This window comes from Idiomarina sp. (assembly GCF_048265525.1).
Classification (GTDB): domain Bacteria; phylum Pseudomonadota; class Gammaproteobacteria; order Enterobacterales; family Alteromonadaceae; genus Idiomarina.
This window is the reverse complement of the sequence record NZ_JBLXBI010000001.1, coordinates 784,748-799,271: the sequence shown is the minus strand read 5'-3', so window position 1 is coordinate 799,271 and position 14,524 is coordinate 784,748. Positions and strand designations below refer to the sequence as shown.

Here is a 14,524-nt window from a genome sequence, read left to right as displayed (position 1 = left end):
CTAAGAGGTCACCATGAGTCGTTCATTTTTTGCGGTTTTAAGAGATGGAAAGAGGTATGCAGATAAATGGCCTCATCATTCAGTTGTTGCCGCTATGGCTGAGTCGCGAATTATCCCTATAACTCGCAAAGCCATTAGTTGGACTCCGGGAATAGCGGTACTCAATGCTGCTCTGACCTGGCAGTTTATGCCACAGGAACAATTGGCTCCGGGGCTGATGCTGTCACTCATTATGTTGAGCTTACCCTTGCAGGGTTTGTACTGGCTAGGCTGGCGTGCCAGACAACCGTTAAAACCAATGTTGCGGAGCTGGTATAAAGAGCTGAGAGAGAAACTTAGAAAGCAGGGCGTTGAGTGTCAGCCACAGGGTGAGAAAGGCCCTGAATATATGGATTTAGCGATTATTTTGCGTAAAGCACTGGAAACATTGCCGCCGGAAGAGCATTAAAGCCAGCCGACGGCAAAATGATTATCAGTCTTTGAATGTGGACCAGACGGGTGCATGATCCGAAGGTTTTTCTATGCCTCTGAGATCATAGTCTATACCGCTGTCTTCGCATTGCCCGGCCAGAGCTTTAGTGGCAAGAATAAGGTCGATACGTAACCCCCGGTTGTCATCAAAGCCTCGCGAGCGATAATCAAACCAGCTGAACTGGTTATCCACATCTGGATTCAGCTGACGATAAGTGTCAGTAAAACCCCAGTCCATTAACCTTTGTATCCATTCCCGTTCTTCCGGAAGGAAGCTGCATTTCCCGGTTTTAAGCCAGCGTTTGGCGTTGTTCTCGCCAATACCAATATCTAAATCGATACGGGATATATTTACATCGCCCATAACAATCACTGGCTGCTCCGGCGAAAGATCGTTATCCAGATAGCTCATTAAGTCCTGATAAAACTTTTCTTTAGCTGGAAATTTCGTAGGGTGGTCACGGCTTTCGCCCTGCGGGAAATAGCCATTTAAAATACGTACATGGCCACCATTTGCAAGCGGATAATCACCCATTATCATGCGCCGCTGTGCTTCATCATCGTCAGTAGGGAAACCAAACTGCGGGTTTTCCAGTGGCTTTTTACTGAGCATGGCCACACCGTAATGACCTTTCTGACCGTGGTAAATAACGTGATAACCCATGGCCTCCACGTCTTTCAGCGGAAATTGGTCGTCGTGTACTTTGGTTTCCTGCAGGCCGATAACATCGGGCTGATGTTTATCAATTAATGCTTGTAACTGATGCAGTCGCGCTCGTATACCATTGATATTGAATGAAATGATTTTCATGAAATGTCCTGTAAATAAGCCTCTTTATCGGCTTAGGATAACACAGCAAAGCGCAAACTTGGGATGCGAAAGCGACAGAAAATTCGTATACTCGGACGATGCTTTTCAGAGGGGTACTAGCGTGCAGAATGTGTTAAATAATTTGGGCATGATGATCCGCCCGCATTTCTACGAACTGGCTATGGCGATCATTGCCACGCTATTGGTTATTTATGGCGCAGAAGTGAATCGCATGGTGCAAAAGCAAGTTGCGCACTGGCATTTTGTATTCAGGACTTTGGTCTTCATCGTGGTTTGCGCATTTGGTTACGGTTGGCTGATAGTCTGGTTTACGCCAGTTTTAGCCGGCTGGTTAAGTCTTATTCCTTTGCACCTGCTGGCGGTAAGTACCATTGGAATATTGTTCTTCTTAGGTTTTCTCGCAGAAAGAAAACGACAACTGTAAAACAGGGAAGTTGTATGACGGATTGGATTAACATAAAAGCAGGCTCGTCGGCTTATCAACATATTCAGGAGCAGGGACTGAAAGCCGACGACATCGGTTTGCTATTAGGTGCTTCCGGCGGGCCGAAGTGGTTTGTGCTTCAGGGGCTTGATAAATGGATGTTCGGTGAATTCTTTAAAGACAAGAAAGCGCCGCTGAATACCCTGGGGACTTCCGCAGGTGCCTGGCGTTTCGCAGCATTGGGGCAGCAAGACCCGGTTGCTGCGAGTGATTTATTTTGTCGTTTATACAGAACCCAGACCTACAGCGCGAAACCCGACCGAAATGAAATTACCAGTGAAGCCAAAGCCTTGTTGGCCAAGTACGTTCCTGATCAGGCAGTAACAGAAATACTGGGGCAGTCGGCGGTTAGACATCATTTTATTGTGGCGCGTTGCCGGGGCTGGACCGCAGCCGAAACGAAAAAGCAAATGCTGGGGTTGTTAAGTTCAGCTTTTGCCAACAGTGTGAACCGCCGCTGGCTAGGCCGGTTTTATGAGCGCGTTATCTTTCATCATCCACAGTCAGACTTAAGCTTTGCAAAAGGCTGGAACGACTTACCGACACATCATGTTGAATTAACTCAAAATAACTTTCAGCAGGCGTTACTGGCGACTGGTTCAATTCCTTTAGTACTGGATGGCGTGGTTGATATTCCCGGAGCACCTGAAGGTATTTATCGTGATGGCGGTGTTACCGATTATCACTTTGATCTGGATTTCTCTGACGTGAATGGTTTGGTGCTTTACCCTCACTTTCATAAAGAAGCTATTCCGGGCTGGTTTGACAAGCGCTTGAGTTGGCGCAGAACTACCGGTAAGAAATGGCCAGGCGTGGTATTTATTACGCCGTCGGAAGACTTTATTCAGTCACTGCCTTACGGGAAAATTCCTGATCGCACTGACTTTGCCAAGCTGGACGCTGCGACTCGTATTGATTACTGGGAAAAAGCGGTGGATGCAGGGAAACGTATGGCGGATCAGCTTCAGGATTGGGTTGCTACCGGAAAAATACGAGAAAAAACAAAGTTGTGGTTACCTTAAATTACAACCCATGTACGTCAAAACTGGCATCGCAAATTTGCTCAAATCGCTCGGCGGCAAGCTGCCGGGCGCTGTTTAATTGTCTTGCCGTAAGCTGATGTAGAAAACCATCAATAATTTTAGCGGCTTCACTTTCACCGGCCCGGTCCGCTAAGGTTAGCCAGCAGCATGCGTGAAAAATGCTCTCTGGTAAGTCCTTACCTTGTAAAAACATTTGCCCTAAGTACAACATGGCCTTGCTATGGCCAAATAACGCCGCGCGGCGAAAGTGCTTGGCGGCTTCAAATCCCTGTCCGGCTTTAAGTAAATCCGCGGCTCGCACATAATGATGCTTAGCAAAACGTTGCCAATATTCGGGCCCCCGAATCGTTGGCTTTTGTCGACCAGGCAGACGGGTTTGCGCCAACTCTATGAGTTGATCAACTTGTGTTAGTAGTGCGGTTTGCCATTCATTGACGTTTGCCTGGGTCATCCGAGTTTCGTTGTTTTTATGTTATTGTTTTTGCCAGTGTACACCAAGTTGCTACTGCGGCAAACTGGTTACGAGAAAGCCTTTAAAGTGAGTCTGAATAGATGCCAACACGTATTTCCAATGAAAATCTAGCCGCTTTGCTGAATGTCGGAAGTCATTTAAGTCTGTTTATCTGGGAAGATGCTCCGGGGTGGCCGGTACGTTTTGTTTCAGACAACATAGAAAGTCTTTTAGGCTATAAAAAAGCGCGTTTAGAAAGTCATGAAATTCAGTACCGGGATCTTATTCATCAGGACGATTTGCCGCGCGTAATGGAAGAGGTTAAATCGCTTCTCAGCAGTGAATCCGGGTCATCACTATCGCACGAGGATTATCGGGTAAAGCACGCCAACGGGCATGACATTTGGGTATCTGACACCACGGTACTATTACGTTATGAAGACGGTAAGAATCATCTTTATGGTTACCTGATTGATGTGACTGAACGTAAACAGTTACAGATAGCGCTTGAAATGGAACGTAACCGGTTACAGCTTATTCTAGATGCTACCCGTTTAGGTACCTGGGAGTGGAATCCGCAAACCGGCGTTACCATTTTTAACCAACGCTGGGCCAATATGTTTGGCTGGGACGTCTGCGAGCTGGAAGCGAATGTAGAAAGCTGGTCGAGCCGGTTACACCCTGAAGATTACGATGACGTATGGCAGGCCATTAAGAATCATCTGGACGGAGTAACGCCTTTTTACGAAAGTCTTCACCGCATAAGGCATCGTGATGGCCATTGGGTTTATGTACTGGATCGCGGAAAAATCATAGAACGGGATAACGAAGGCAGAGCCATTCGCTATACCGGAACGGTTACCGATGTGACGGAACAGAAAAAAGCCGAGTTAGATGCGTTAAAAGCCGCTCATGCAAAAAATGTGTTCCTGGCGAATATGTCACACGAAATCCGGACGCCGCTACACGGTATACTGGGTATCGCGTCTGTGCTGGAGTCAACTGAACTCAACCCGTATCAACAGCAATTGCTGGGTACTATAAAGAATAGCGGCGATTATCTGTTGACAACGTTGAATGATGTGCTCGATTTAACTCAGGCCGAAGAAGGGCAGCTAAAAGTCAAAAGAGGTGTTCACTCGCCGGCAAAAGTGTTGGGCCATGTTATTCAGCTGTTTGAACAGCCTGTAAAAGATAAAGGTCTGGAATTTATTATCGATATTGATGCTGATATTCCGGAGCGAACATTAATGGATCGGGCTCGTATTGCCCAGGTGATCAGTAATTTAGTCAGTAACGCTTTAAAGTTTACCGAGCGAGGCTCCATAACAATTAAAGCGGGTTGGGAGGCTAATAGCGAAAAGCCAGTTGAGGGCGACCTTATTGTTAAAGTTCAGGATACCGGAGTTGGTATTTATGATACTCAGCGTATTTGGCAACTTTTTGAGCAGGAGCAGGATGGGTTAAACCGTCCGGAAGGTGGCAGCGGACTGGGCCTTGCCATAGTACGTAACCTGGTGCAGTTATTAAGCGGTACGATTCAGGTGGATAGCGAACCAGAACAGGGTTCCTGCTTCACGCTTTGCATACCAATGAGCGTTCAGTCTGAAAGCGCACACCAACCAGAGCCGAATGATGTGCCTAAGCTATCGAAAAAACAGGTTCTGGTCGTTGATGATAATAAAATCAACCAACTGATAATAAAAGAAATGCTGCTGTCACTTGATCAGTATGTTGATTTGGTAAGTGATGCCCATAACGCGTTAAAGATGATGCAGGCCAGAGATTACGACGTGCTGTTTATGGATCTTCATATGCCGCATATGGACGGTATGGAGGCGACCAGAACGTTGCGGAATATGCACATTCATCAACCATATGTGATTGCGCTTACCGCGGATGCCTACCCTGAGACACGAACCCAGGCATTGCGCTCCGGTATGGACGATTACGTGACAAAACCCTTTGTTAAAGCGGATATTGCCAGAGTGCTGGAGCGCTTTGATATGCTGTTATCCAGAAAGCCCACTGATTAGCACCGCCAGAGTGTCTGTTGTACCATAGGCTCAGTTTTAAGCCTAATGTAAGGGATATGGAATGGATTTTAGCAGTAGCTCTCAGTATGTCGTGTCGCAAGAACTGGCGACAGCCGTTAACGCCGCCGTAACACTAGAGAAACCTTTATTACTGAAAGGTGAACCGGGCACGGGGAAAACTCGTCTTGCCGAGGAACTGGCAAATGCTTTAGATACCGAGTTACTGCAATGGTCAATTAAATCGACTACGAAAGCACAGCAGGGTTTGTATGAGTACGATGCTGTCTCTCGTTTACGTGATAGTCAGCTGGGCAGTGAAAAAGTACATGATATTAGTAACTACATTCGCCCCGGCAAACTGTGGCAGGCGTTTACCGCCGAAAAACGTCCCGTTCTGCTCATTGATGAAATTGATAAAGCGGATGTTGAGTTTCCGAATGACTTATTGCATGAATTGGACCAAATGGCGTTTCACGTTTATGAAACCGGTGAGCAGATTAAAGCCGAGCAGCGTCCCATTGTACTTATTACCTCGAACAATGAGAAAGCCTTGCCTGATGCGTTTTTACGCCGCTGCTTTTTCCACTACATTCAGTTTCCTGACAGTGACACATTAAAAGCCATTGTCGATGTGCATTTCCCTGATTTACATCGTGACTTACTGGACACCGCGTTAGCGCTGTTCTTTGAGTTGAGAGATGTGCCCGGGCTGAAGAAAAAGCCATCGACATCGGAGTTACTGGATTGGCTGCGCTTATTATTGGTTGAAGATATTGATGCTAATGAATTGCGTAAAAGCCGTGAACAAGGTGGGTTACTGCCTTTATCAGGCGCTTTACTCAAGCACGAACAAGATGTCGAGCGCTTAGCTGAATACGCTCGCATTCAACGGCGCTAATTCGCATTATGTTTATAGATTTTTTTCAAACCCTGCGGCGGCACGGGCTAAAAACCAGCATTACCGAATGGCTGGATTTACTCAGTGCCATGAAAGCGAACTTAGCTTTTGCCGATGTAGAGCAATTTTATTATTTATCGCGGCTTATTCTGGTAAAAGATGAGGCCCAGTATGACAAGTTCGACCGTGCTTTCAGCGAGTATGTGGATAAAGTTGCTAAGGTTGATGTGACTGAGAAAATCCCGAAAGACTGGTTAGAGAACGCCCTGAAACGTAATCTGAGCGATGAAGAAAAGAGCAAAGTTCAGCAGTTGGGTAGTCTGGATGAGCTCATGAAAACCTTTCAGGAGCGCTTAAAAGAACAACAAAAACGTCATCAGGGCGGGTCTAAGTGGATAGGCACCGGCGGAACCTCTCCTTTTGGTGCTTACGGTTATCACCCCGGTGGTATCCGCATTGGACAGGATGGCAACCGTAACCGCAGCGCAGCTAAAGTATGGGACAAGCGGGAATTCCGTGATCTGGACGATAATGCCCGGCTTGAGCAGCGAGGCTTTCAGGTGGCGCTTAGGAAGCTGCGTCAGTTTGCCCGCACCGGCGCCGCGACAGAGCTCGATTTAAACGGCACCATTGAAGCTACCTCAAAAAAAGGCGGTTTACTTGACTTGAAGTGGCAGTCCGAGCGTCATAATGCGGTTAAAATCATTCTGCTGCTAGACGTTGGCGGCTCAATGGATGACTATGTGTATCAGTGCGAGCAGTTGTTCACCGCATTAAAAAACGAGTTCAAGCATCTGGAGCTATTTTACTTTCATAACTGCGTGTATGAAGGCGTGTGGCGGGATAATTCGCGCCGGCGTGAGGAGCAACTTCCGACTGAGCAGTTAATTCAGACTTATGGCGAGGACTATAAACTGCTATTTGTCGGCGATGCTACTATGGGGCCGTATGAAATAGCTTACCCGGGTGGCAGTGTCGAACACTGGAATGAAGAGCCCGGCGAAGCGTGGATAAACCGGCTGACTCGTCATTTTGAAAAAGTCGCCTGGCTTAATCCGCAGCCAGAGGAACATTGGCGTTACTATATGTCGGTAAGAATGATTCATGACTTAGTGGGTGGAAGAATGTACCCATTGACTCTCGACGGGCTCGAAAGGGCGATGAGCGGACTGCGATGACAGCTTTACTGCCGGCATGCCCGGACAATCAGTTTCAATTGCTGGGAGATGCTCACCGGGCGCTGATTGAACGAGTGAGGTTAATACGCCAGGCCCGGCAGCATATTGCGTTACAGTATTATTTGTGGCGCCCCGACAGCAGTGGTCTCACCATGCTTAAGGAACTATTGGATGCTGTTGAGCGTGGTGTGCAGGTTGACCTCCTGCTGGATGATTTGCACAGTAAACCGTTAGAACCCTTATTACGGGATTTATCCTCCCGCGCTAATTTTAATATTAAGTTTTTTAATCCTTTTAAACACAGACGCTGGCGCTGGTTAAACTGGTTAACTGACTTTAAGCGCATGAACCGACGAATGCACAACAAGTCCATGTTAGTAGATGCAGAAGTGGGTATTGTCGGTGGACGAAATATTGGTAATGAGTATTTCGGCACCCATGCCGGGCAGTTGTTTTATGATCTTGATGTTATTGCGAAAGGTAAAATCGTTAAAAAGTTACTTGAGGACTGGCAGCAATACTGGGATTGCGCTTTATCGGTTGCGGTTAATGCAATAAGATCGTCAGATAAGCCCCGGTTATTTGACGATACTTGGAAGGGGTACCAAAAACAACCGGAGCTTAAAGATTTACGCCAGTTTGTCCTTTCTGATGAGCACCTGACGGACACTCGCCAAAATGACACCGAAAACTGGTATCAGGCAACCGCAACGGTTGTCAGTGATGACCCTTTAAAAGCTCAGCCTGATAGTAAACCCAGCCGTCTGGTAACGCAGCAGCTGGCACAAACCCTGGGTTTGGCAAAGCAATCTATTGTTATGGTTTCTCCTTATTTTGTGCCGACGCCTGCCGGTGTTAAAGAGCTGGAGAGTTTGTCTGAGCAAGGAGTAAAAGTCCGGGTGCTGACTAATTCACTGGCCGTGACTGATGTTCCGGCCGTACATGCGGGCTACCAGCGACACCGACGAAGGCTGTTGTTGTCAGGTGTAAAACTGTTTGAACTGAAACGAACAGAGGAAAAATCTTTACGCAAGAATGTGCGTCCTTATTTCAGGCGTTCTGCGTCTAGCTTACATGCTAAAACGGTGACAGTGGACAATGAAAAAGTCTTTGTTGGTTCATTTAATTTTGATCCGCGTTCAGCGCAAATTAACACAGAGTCGGGGCTTTTAATTGAGTCGGCGGAAATGGCGGAACGAATTAACGCGATGTTTGAGCACGAACTGCCGTTACGAACCTATGAGGCTCGAATCAACCGTTTTTATAAACTGTACTGGCTGGATAAAAGTAAAATACCGGCGTTACGACTGTATAAAGAGCCGGGAGCCGGTATTTGGCGGCGTCTGGCGGTTTGGTTAACCGCACGGTTGCCGGTTGATCATTTACTCTAGTTTAGAGTTGTTGGGCAACCCAACGTTTCACCTTACGTTCAAGCACGGTAAGCGGAACAGCTCCGTCTTCTAAAACCACGCGGTGAAAAGCTTTGATGTCAAAGCTATTACCTAGCTTTCTTTCTGCTTCGCGGCGCAACTCACTAATTTTTAGTTGTCCAATTTTATAAGCTAACGCTTGTCCGGGCAGAGCCATAAAGCGTTCCGCTTCAGATACTGCTCTTGCTTCGGCTACCGGCGCGTTGTCGTACATGTAATCCAGCACTTGCTGACGGCTCCAGCCTTTTGCATGAATTCCGGTGTCCACTACTAGCCGAATAGAGCGCCACAGTTCGGCGGCAAGCTGACCAAAACGCTGGTATGGATCGTCATAAAGCCCCATGTCGTAGCCCAGAGCTTCCGAATAGAGCCCCCAGCCTTCGGTATAGGCGGTTTCCCGCCCAAACTTGCGAAATCTGGGTAAGTCTTCCAGTTCTTGTTGTATAGAAATTTGGAAGTGGTGTCCGGGAGCGGCTTCGTGCAGGAATAAAGCGGTTTTAGCCCAGTTGGGACGAGACGACAAGTCGTAAGTGTTCAGATAGAAAATGGCCGGGCGCGAATTATCTGTAGGAGCCGCCTGATAAGACCCAGAGCTTGCGGATTGTTCGCGAAACTCTTCAACTTTACGAACTTCGTATTCAGCTTGAGGGAAGATATCAAACAGTTTATCGACGGTATCATCAACCGCACCGCGTAAAGAGCGGTAGTCCTCCAGCATTTCATTTCTGCTTTCATAAATAAATTGTTCGTCGTTGGTCATGAAATCGAAGAACGCCTGTAAATCGCCGTCAAACTCCGTTTCTTCCATAATGTCACGCATTTCATCATGAATACGGGAAACTTCGTCTTTACCTATGTTATGAATGCGATCGGCACTGAGTTGTGTCGATGTGTTGGCTTTTATTTGATATTCATACCAGTCCATGCCGTCGGGTAGTTGGCCCAGGCCAAAGCTCTCAGTGCGAGTTTCCGGTAAGTACTCGTCACTCAGGTAGTCGCTCAGTTTCTGGTAAGCTGGAATGACCGTATTGGCAATAATGTCGCGGTACTGTTTACGAATAGCTTCGGCATCAGTGTCGGCAATGTCGTCCGGTAATTCAGCAACAGGGCGCCAGAAAATACTCTCGGTGACATCTTCTGTAATTTGGGCATCAATTTGAGGAATGGCTTTTTCAATCAGCACGCGAGGTTGAACAATATCCTGCTCAACACCTTTTTTCATATTCTCAATAGTCTGATCGAACAGTCTGGGTATTTTCTCCATGCGACTGGCCCAGGCACGATAATCTTCCGTAGTATCGAAGGGTTGTGCCGAGGTGCCAGACGCCAGCATCGCGAGTCGTCCGGCAATATTGTAAAACTGATTAATAGGTATCAGATGATCGGGATATTGAGCACCTTCAATAGCCAACTCGCGGTTACGCTTAAAAATGTCATAGCTAATTCGTTCAGAGCGGGGTAGCTGTTCAGCGTTAATATTCTTAATTTGCTCTAAATAGCGAGTTTCTAACTGCAGAGATCTATTCCGGTGTTCTTCGGAGTAGAAGTTAGGTAGCAAATTATTGTAACGGTTATCGCCAATGTAAGTGGCTAATAAAGGGTTAAGTTGCAGTTGCTCATCAAAATAGTCGTTATAAATTTCCTGTAATTGGTCGGTTTGAGACGACTGCTTTATTGAACTTGTTTGTGATTCTGAATTTTTATCCGTTTGTTGTGGTTGTCCGCAACCGGCCATAAGCAGTGACAATGAAATAGCGAGAGTGGCCTTTTTTATCATGTTAAATACCTGCTATTGATTATAAGCGATTCAGTGGAACCTTCAGATAAACAGTGCCGTTATCTTCTGCAGGCGGGAGCTGTCCGGCGCGAATGTTTACCTGAATTGATGGAATAATGAGTCGGGGCATATTCAGTGTTGCGTCGCGTTCTTCACGCCATTTAACAAACTGCGCTTCTGTAGCTTTGCCGCCAACATGAATGTTATTTTGCTTTTGCTCTGCTATCGTCGTTTTGCATTGATGTTGACGTCCTTCCGGTGGGTAGTCGTGACAAATATACACTTCGGTGGTGTCTTCCAGTTCAAACAATTTCTGAATAGAACGGTACAGGGTGCTCGCGCTGCCGCCGGGAAAATCACATCGGGCAGTGCCTACATCGGGGTTAAAAAGTGTGTCACCGACAAACACTTTGTTTTCATTAATTACGTAGGCAATATCTGCGGGTGTGTGTCCCGGTGTATGTATCACCCGAATTGTCATTGAACCAAGCTGAAAGGTTTCGCCATCTTGCAGAAGCTTGTCAAAATGTTCTCCGTTAGGGAGAAATTCTTTGTCCAGGTTATAAACCTGCTTAAACGTTTTCTGTACTTCTGTAATGTGTTCACCAATAGCAATAGGTGCCAGAAGATGTTCTTTTAAATAAGGTGCCGCGCTTAAGTGATCAGCATGAGCGTGAGTTTCTAATAACCACGCAACATTAAGCTTATTGTCTTTTACAAACTCGATAATACGGTTAGCACCTTCGGTGTAGGTTTTACCGGAGGCGTAGTCAAAGTCGAGTACCGGATCAATAACAATGGCGTCTTTACTTTCTGAATCGTAAACTACATAGCTGAAAGTTTCGCTGTCGTTATCTAAAAACGCCTTAACCTGAATTTTTTCTACTTCACTCATGGTTTTGACTCCACGCGGTTGCGGCCTTCACTTTTGGCCTGGTACAGAGCTTTATCTGCAGCAACTAGTAAACTTGAATGATCAGCATAGTCGTAGCTGCTGGCTACACCAATACTAACGGTAATCTTCATATCCTCAACCAAATCGTCAAAGCGCGTTGTGGCGATACGCTCGCGCATTCTCTCACTGGCTTCTCTGGCAATTTCCAGTTCAGAGTTGGTAATGAGGACCGCAAACTCCTCACCACCCCAGCGGGCAACGTAATCTATCTCTCTTATTTCATCATTTAAAATTTCGGCCAGACGAATAAGCACTTTATCACCGATAGTATGCAAATAGCGGTCATTAACTTCTTTAAAGTAATCGACATCAAGAATAGCCAGGCTTAAATAGGTTCCGTCGCGGCGACAACGATTAAGTTCATGTTGCAGGCGCTCATCAAACGCCCGCCGGTTACCCAGGTTGGTCAGGGGATCTTGTCGAGCCATGGTTTCCAAGTCGGCGGTTTTCTCTTTGACCATCTGTTCGAGTTGTAGACGAGTTCTGTTGTATTGATTAAGACGCGCCCGAACGATAATTAAAATCAGCAGGGCAGTGATCAAAGAGGCTATAATCCAGAACCAGGGTTGCATCCAAAAATGAGCTGACTGTCGAAATGAAAAATAGTCGGGTTGACTCCACTGGCCTCCCGGGTACCTTGCTCTTACCTGAAAAACATAGTCTTTGGCTGGTAAAGTCGTGTATTCAACCGAATTGAATGAGTTTTTATCCACCCAGTCTTCATCAAAACCTTCTAAGCGTACCTGATAATCAATGTGCTCAGCCATAAGGTAACCGGGAGCAACAAATTCAAATACAATGCGATCAGTATCTGCGCTCAACCCTTCGCCAAAAATAACGGTTTCATTGTCCGCTTTTACCGATTCAATATTGACCTCCGGAGGGAGGTTACCAATTTTAGTGATGGTATTCGGGTCAACGACAGAAACGCCTTTACTTGTTGCCAGCCAGATGCGGCCATCGGAGCTTTCGAGAATTGAAGGGCCACCGGTATTAATTTGGGCACTTTCAAGACCATCAACTTCGGTATAACGCTGAAAGTCCAGCGTGTCGGCCTGCCCATTTAAAACTTCTGTAAATGAGTCATGTCCCACCATGATAGGCCCCCGGCTTGAGCCAAGCCAAAGGTTTCCATCGCCGTCAAATGCAACGGACATAAAATTATCGAAGGGAAGTCCGGTATCACGATTAAAAATCTGCCAGCTATCCTTATCGATATTATGAACAATAAGTCCGCGGTCGGTTGCCAGCCAAATATAGTCGCCTCGCTCAGTGATATGAAAGGCGAGCTGTGCATTATTAAGGTGAGTTAAATCAATGGGGTTAATTTGATAATTAAAACCTTCATCTTTGGTAATAATTTCTATTTGCGCGACCCCACCACCGGAACTTACCCAAAGCGTCCCGTACTTATCCAGGTACAACGCCATAACAAAGTCATTAGACAGCACATCTTTTAAGGGAACATGCTGTGATACCCAGGTGTTTTCTGCATTCTGATACAAGTGGGTGACACCATTTGGTGTGGCCAGAAAAATTCCCAGTTGCGCATCGAGTGCTATTTGCCGCACTTCATTCGATTGGAGCAAGTCATCACTAGTAAAATGTTGGCTAACTTTTTCACCGTCCCAGATATAAAGACCGTCGGTGTAACTGCCAATGTAGAGCTTTTGCTCGTCGTCATAAGCCAAAGACAATACAGATAATTCGCTTAATAGGGTGTCAGCGGCCAGCGGGGCGATATCAAGTTCATTAACAACAGACACCCCAACACTGGAGCCGACAATAATTTCCCCGTTCTTATTCTCAGCTACAGCTCGGACATAGTCTCCCGTGAGCCCATTTTTAGTCGTATAAGAGGCAAATAAGGAGTCTCTGAATTGCACCAGGCCTCCGTGTGTTGCCACCCAAACGCTGCTTTCTTTGTCCTGAATAATATCGAGCACGTGATTATTCGGTAAACCCTGTTTAGTGCTGAATTTTTCGATACCCGACTGGTTTATTCTTATCAAGCCGTCCTGGTATGTTCCTAGCCAGATTTGATTGTCGGCAGTCTGGGAAATAGTACTTATTCTGCTGTCAATTTCAGGTTTAAAAGGTTCAAACTCGGTATCATTAACCTGTTTATAAAGGCCTTTCTCTGTACCGACGAGTAAACGGTTATCGTCTAACTCGAATAAAGTGATGATAACGTCTTCTGGAATCGTTGCTATATCGATAAACCTCGATTTACCCGCTTTTTTGACCTGAAGACCTTTATTGGTTGCGGCCCATAGGCTTCCGTCAGTATCGACAAGCGAGTCAAAAAGGAACATAGAATTTAACCCATGCTCAGTGGTGAACTGAGCAATACGTTCATTATTCTTATAAACCAGTATTCCCAGCGTTGAAGTCGAGACCCAGAGGTTGCAGTTGCTATCAATGGCTAAGTCGTTGACAAAAGGGGGGGCTGATTGAAGTGTTTGCCAATGACCATCATAAAAACGGGCAATGCCTCCACGGTTACCGGCAACGTAAACACTGCCATCGCAAGAACTGTAGGCTAGAGTGTACATACCTATATCGGGTAGCCCGGTCTCGCGTAAATTATCGTAGATATCAAAGCGACGACCATTAAAACGGGTCGGCCCCTGCCAGGTTGCAAACCACAAATACCCTTTATCATCTTGAATAATTTCGTTGATAGAGTTGTGAGGCAAACCGTCGCGGGTTTCCCAGTGTCGAATCAAATAGTCGCTCAGTGGACGTATGTCATTTTCTGCACTATTTTCATCAACAAAAGCTGCCGCCACTGACACCTTCAGAGACAGAAACAGGGCAACCAGCAGTAAGGAAAAGTGATACTTCATAGGTCTTCAATTATTGAACAGCATTTTTGAATGGTATGTTGTCCCTGACTGGGTTGCAATAACTCAAAAGGACTACAATCTAAAAAATGAATTGATGAGTACATTAGTGTGATAAATCAA

The 14,524-nt window shown here is 46.2% G+C and carries 12 protein-coding genes; 7 read left to right on the top strand and 5 right to left on the bottom strand.

Annotated features, from left to right (window positions below):
• The first annotated feature begins 13 nt into the window (after nucleotides 1-13).
• Entirely contained in the window at nucleotides 14-448 is a 435-nt protein-coding gene (gene yfbV, locus ACN0TF_RS03840) for a terminus macrodomain insulation protein YfbV (protein WP_417440821.1), read from the top strand.
• A 24-nt stretch (nucleotides 449-472) separates the two neighbouring features.
• Here the strand turns inward: yfbV and xthA are convergent, their stop codons facing one another.
• Complete coding sequence (xthA, locus tag ACN0TF_RS03835) at nucleotides 473-1,282, bottom strand: exodeoxyribonuclease III (RefSeq protein WP_417440820.1); 810 nt, start codon at nucleotides 1,280-1,282, stop codon at nucleotides 473-475.
• Between the two features lie 121 nt (nucleotides 1,283-1,403).
• Here xthA and ACN0TF_RS03830 point away from each other — a divergent pair, with 121 nt between their 5' ends.
• Nucleotides 1,404-1,727 carry a DUF3392 domain-containing protein gene (locus tag ACN0TF_RS03830; RefSeq protein ID WP_417440819.1) on the top strand — a complete coding sequence of 108 codons (324 nt, stop codon included), beginning with the start codon at nucleotides 1,404-1,406 and terminating at the stop codon, nucleotides 1,725-1,727.
• A 14-nt stretch (nucleotides 1,728-1,741) separates the two neighbouring features.
• Complete coding sequence (locus ACN0TF_RS03825; RefSeq protein WP_417440818.1) at nucleotides 1,742-2,809, top strand: alpha/beta hydrolase; 1,068 nt, start codon at nucleotides 1,742-1,744, stop codon at nucleotides 2,807-2,809.
• 1 nt (nucleotide 2,810) lies between these two features.
• Here ACN0TF_RS03825 and ACN0TF_RS03820 read toward each other — a convergent pair whose 3' ends face one another.
• Nucleotides 2,811-3,281 (bottom strand): hypothetical protein, encoded by a 471-nt coding sequence (locus ACN0TF_RS03820; RefSeq protein ID WP_417440817.1) that lies wholly within the window; start codon nucleotides 3,279-3,281, stop codon nucleotides 2,811-2,813.
• A 101-nt stretch (nucleotides 3,282-3,382) separates the two neighbouring features.
• Between ACN0TF_RS03820 and ACN0TF_RS03815 the strand changes: the two genes are divergently transcribed.
• From ACN0TF_RS03815 to ACN0TF_RS03800, 4 genes are all read left to right on the top strand, one after another.
• The gene (locus ACN0TF_RS03815) at nucleotides 3,383-5,317 is read left to right on the top strand and encodes a PAS domain-containing protein (protein ID WP_417440816.1); all 1,935 of its coding nucleotides are present in this window, start codon (nucleotides 3,383-3,385) and stop codon (nucleotides 5,315-5,317) included.
• A gap of 61 nt (nucleotides 5,318-5,378) precedes the next feature.
• Entirely contained in the window at nucleotides 5,379-6,215 is an 837-nt protein-coding gene (locus ACN0TF_RS03810) for an AAA family ATPase (protein WP_253620049.1), read from the top strand.
• 8 nt (nucleotides 6,216-6,223) lie between these two features.
• Nucleotides 6,224-7,393 carry a vWA domain-containing protein gene (locus ACN0TF_RS03805; RefSeq protein WP_417440815.1) on the top strand — a complete coding sequence of 390 codons (1,170 nt, stop codon included), beginning with the start codon at nucleotides 6,224-6,226 and terminating at the stop codon, nucleotides 7,391-7,393.
• Nucleotides 7,390-8,784 (top strand): phospholipase D family protein, encoded by a 1,395-nt coding sequence (locus ACN0TF_RS03800; RefSeq protein ID WP_417440814.1) that lies wholly within the window; start codon nucleotides 7,390-7,392, stop codon nucleotides 8,782-8,784. Before ACN0TF_RS03805 ends, ACN0TF_RS03800 begins: the two co-directional genes overlap by 4 nt.
• Before the next feature lies 1 nt (nucleotide 8,785).
• Here ACN0TF_RS03800 and ACN0TF_RS03795 read toward each other — a convergent pair whose 3' ends face one another.
• Genes ACN0TF_RS03795 through ACN0TF_RS03785 form a run of 3 tightly spaced genes read right to left on the bottom strand, consistent with a single transcriptional unit; the run spans nucleotide 8,786 to nucleotide 14,404 of the window.
• Nucleotides 8,786-10,600 (bottom strand): DUF885 domain-containing protein, encoded by a 1,815-nt coding sequence (locus tag ACN0TF_RS03795; RefSeq protein WP_417440813.1) that lies wholly within the window; start codon nucleotides 10,598-10,600, stop codon nucleotides 8,786-8,788.
• A 19-nt stretch (nucleotides 10,601-10,619) separates the two neighbouring features.
• Nucleotides 10,620-11,495, bottom strand: a complete 876-nt coding sequence (locus ACN0TF_RS03790; RefSeq protein WP_417440812.1) for an MBL fold metallo-hydrolase — start codon at nucleotides 11,493-11,495, stop codon at nucleotides 10,620-10,622.
• On the bottom strand, nucleotides 11,492-14,404 hold the full coding sequence (locus ACN0TF_RS03785; protein WP_417440811.1) for a ligand-binding sensor domain-containing protein: 2,913 nt from the start codon (nucleotides 14,402-14,404) through the stop codon (nucleotides 11,492-11,494). The genes ACN0TF_RS03790 and ACN0TF_RS03785 overlap by 4 nt, the downstream gene beginning before the upstream one ends.
• Nucleotides 14,405-14,524 lie beyond the last annotated feature (120 nt).

Coding starts and splice junctions, on each gene's coding strand:
- ACN0TF_RS03805 (WP_417440815.1), top strand. CDS start 6,224: ATGTTTATAGATTTTTTTCAAACCCTGCGGCGGCACGGGCTAAAAACC.
- ACN0TF_RS03795 (WP_417440813.1), bottom strand. CDS start 10,600: ATGATAAAAAAGGCCACTCTCGCTATTTCATTGTCACTGCTTATGGCC.
- xthA (WP_417440820.1), bottom strand. CDS start 1,282: ATGAAAATCATTTCATTCAATATCAATGGTATACGAGCGCGACTGCAT.
- ACN0TF_RS03815 (WP_417440816.1), top strand. CDS start 3,383: ATGCCAACACGTATTTCCAATGAAAATCTAGCCGCTTTGCTGAATGTC.
- ACN0TF_RS03820 (WP_417440817.1), bottom strand. CDS start 3,281: ATGACCCAGGCAAACGTCAATGAATGGCAAACCGCACTACTAACACAA.
- ACN0TF_RS03825 (WP_417440818.1), top strand. CDS start 1,742: ATGACGGATTGGATTAACATAAAAGCAGGCTCGTCGGCTTATCAACAT.
- ACN0TF_RS03790 (WP_417440812.1), bottom strand. CDS start 11,495: ATGAGTGAAGTAGAAAAAATTCAGGTTAAGGCGTTTTTAGATAACGAC.
- ACN0TF_RS03800 (WP_417440814.1), top strand. CDS start 7,390: ATGACAGCTTTACTGCCGGCATGCCCGGACAATCAGTTTCAATTGCTG.
- ACN0TF_RS03785 (WP_417440811.1), bottom strand. CDS start 14,404: ATGAAGTATCACTTTTCCTTACTGCTGGTTGCCCTGTTTCTGTCTCTG.
- ACN0TF_RS03810 (WP_253620049.1), top strand. CDS start 5,379: ATGGATTTTAGCAGTAGCTCTCAGTATGTCGTGTCGCAAGAACTGGCG.
- yfbV (WP_417440821.1), top strand. CDS start 14: ATGAGTCGTTCATTTTTTGCGGTTTTAAGAGATGGAAAGAGGTATGCA.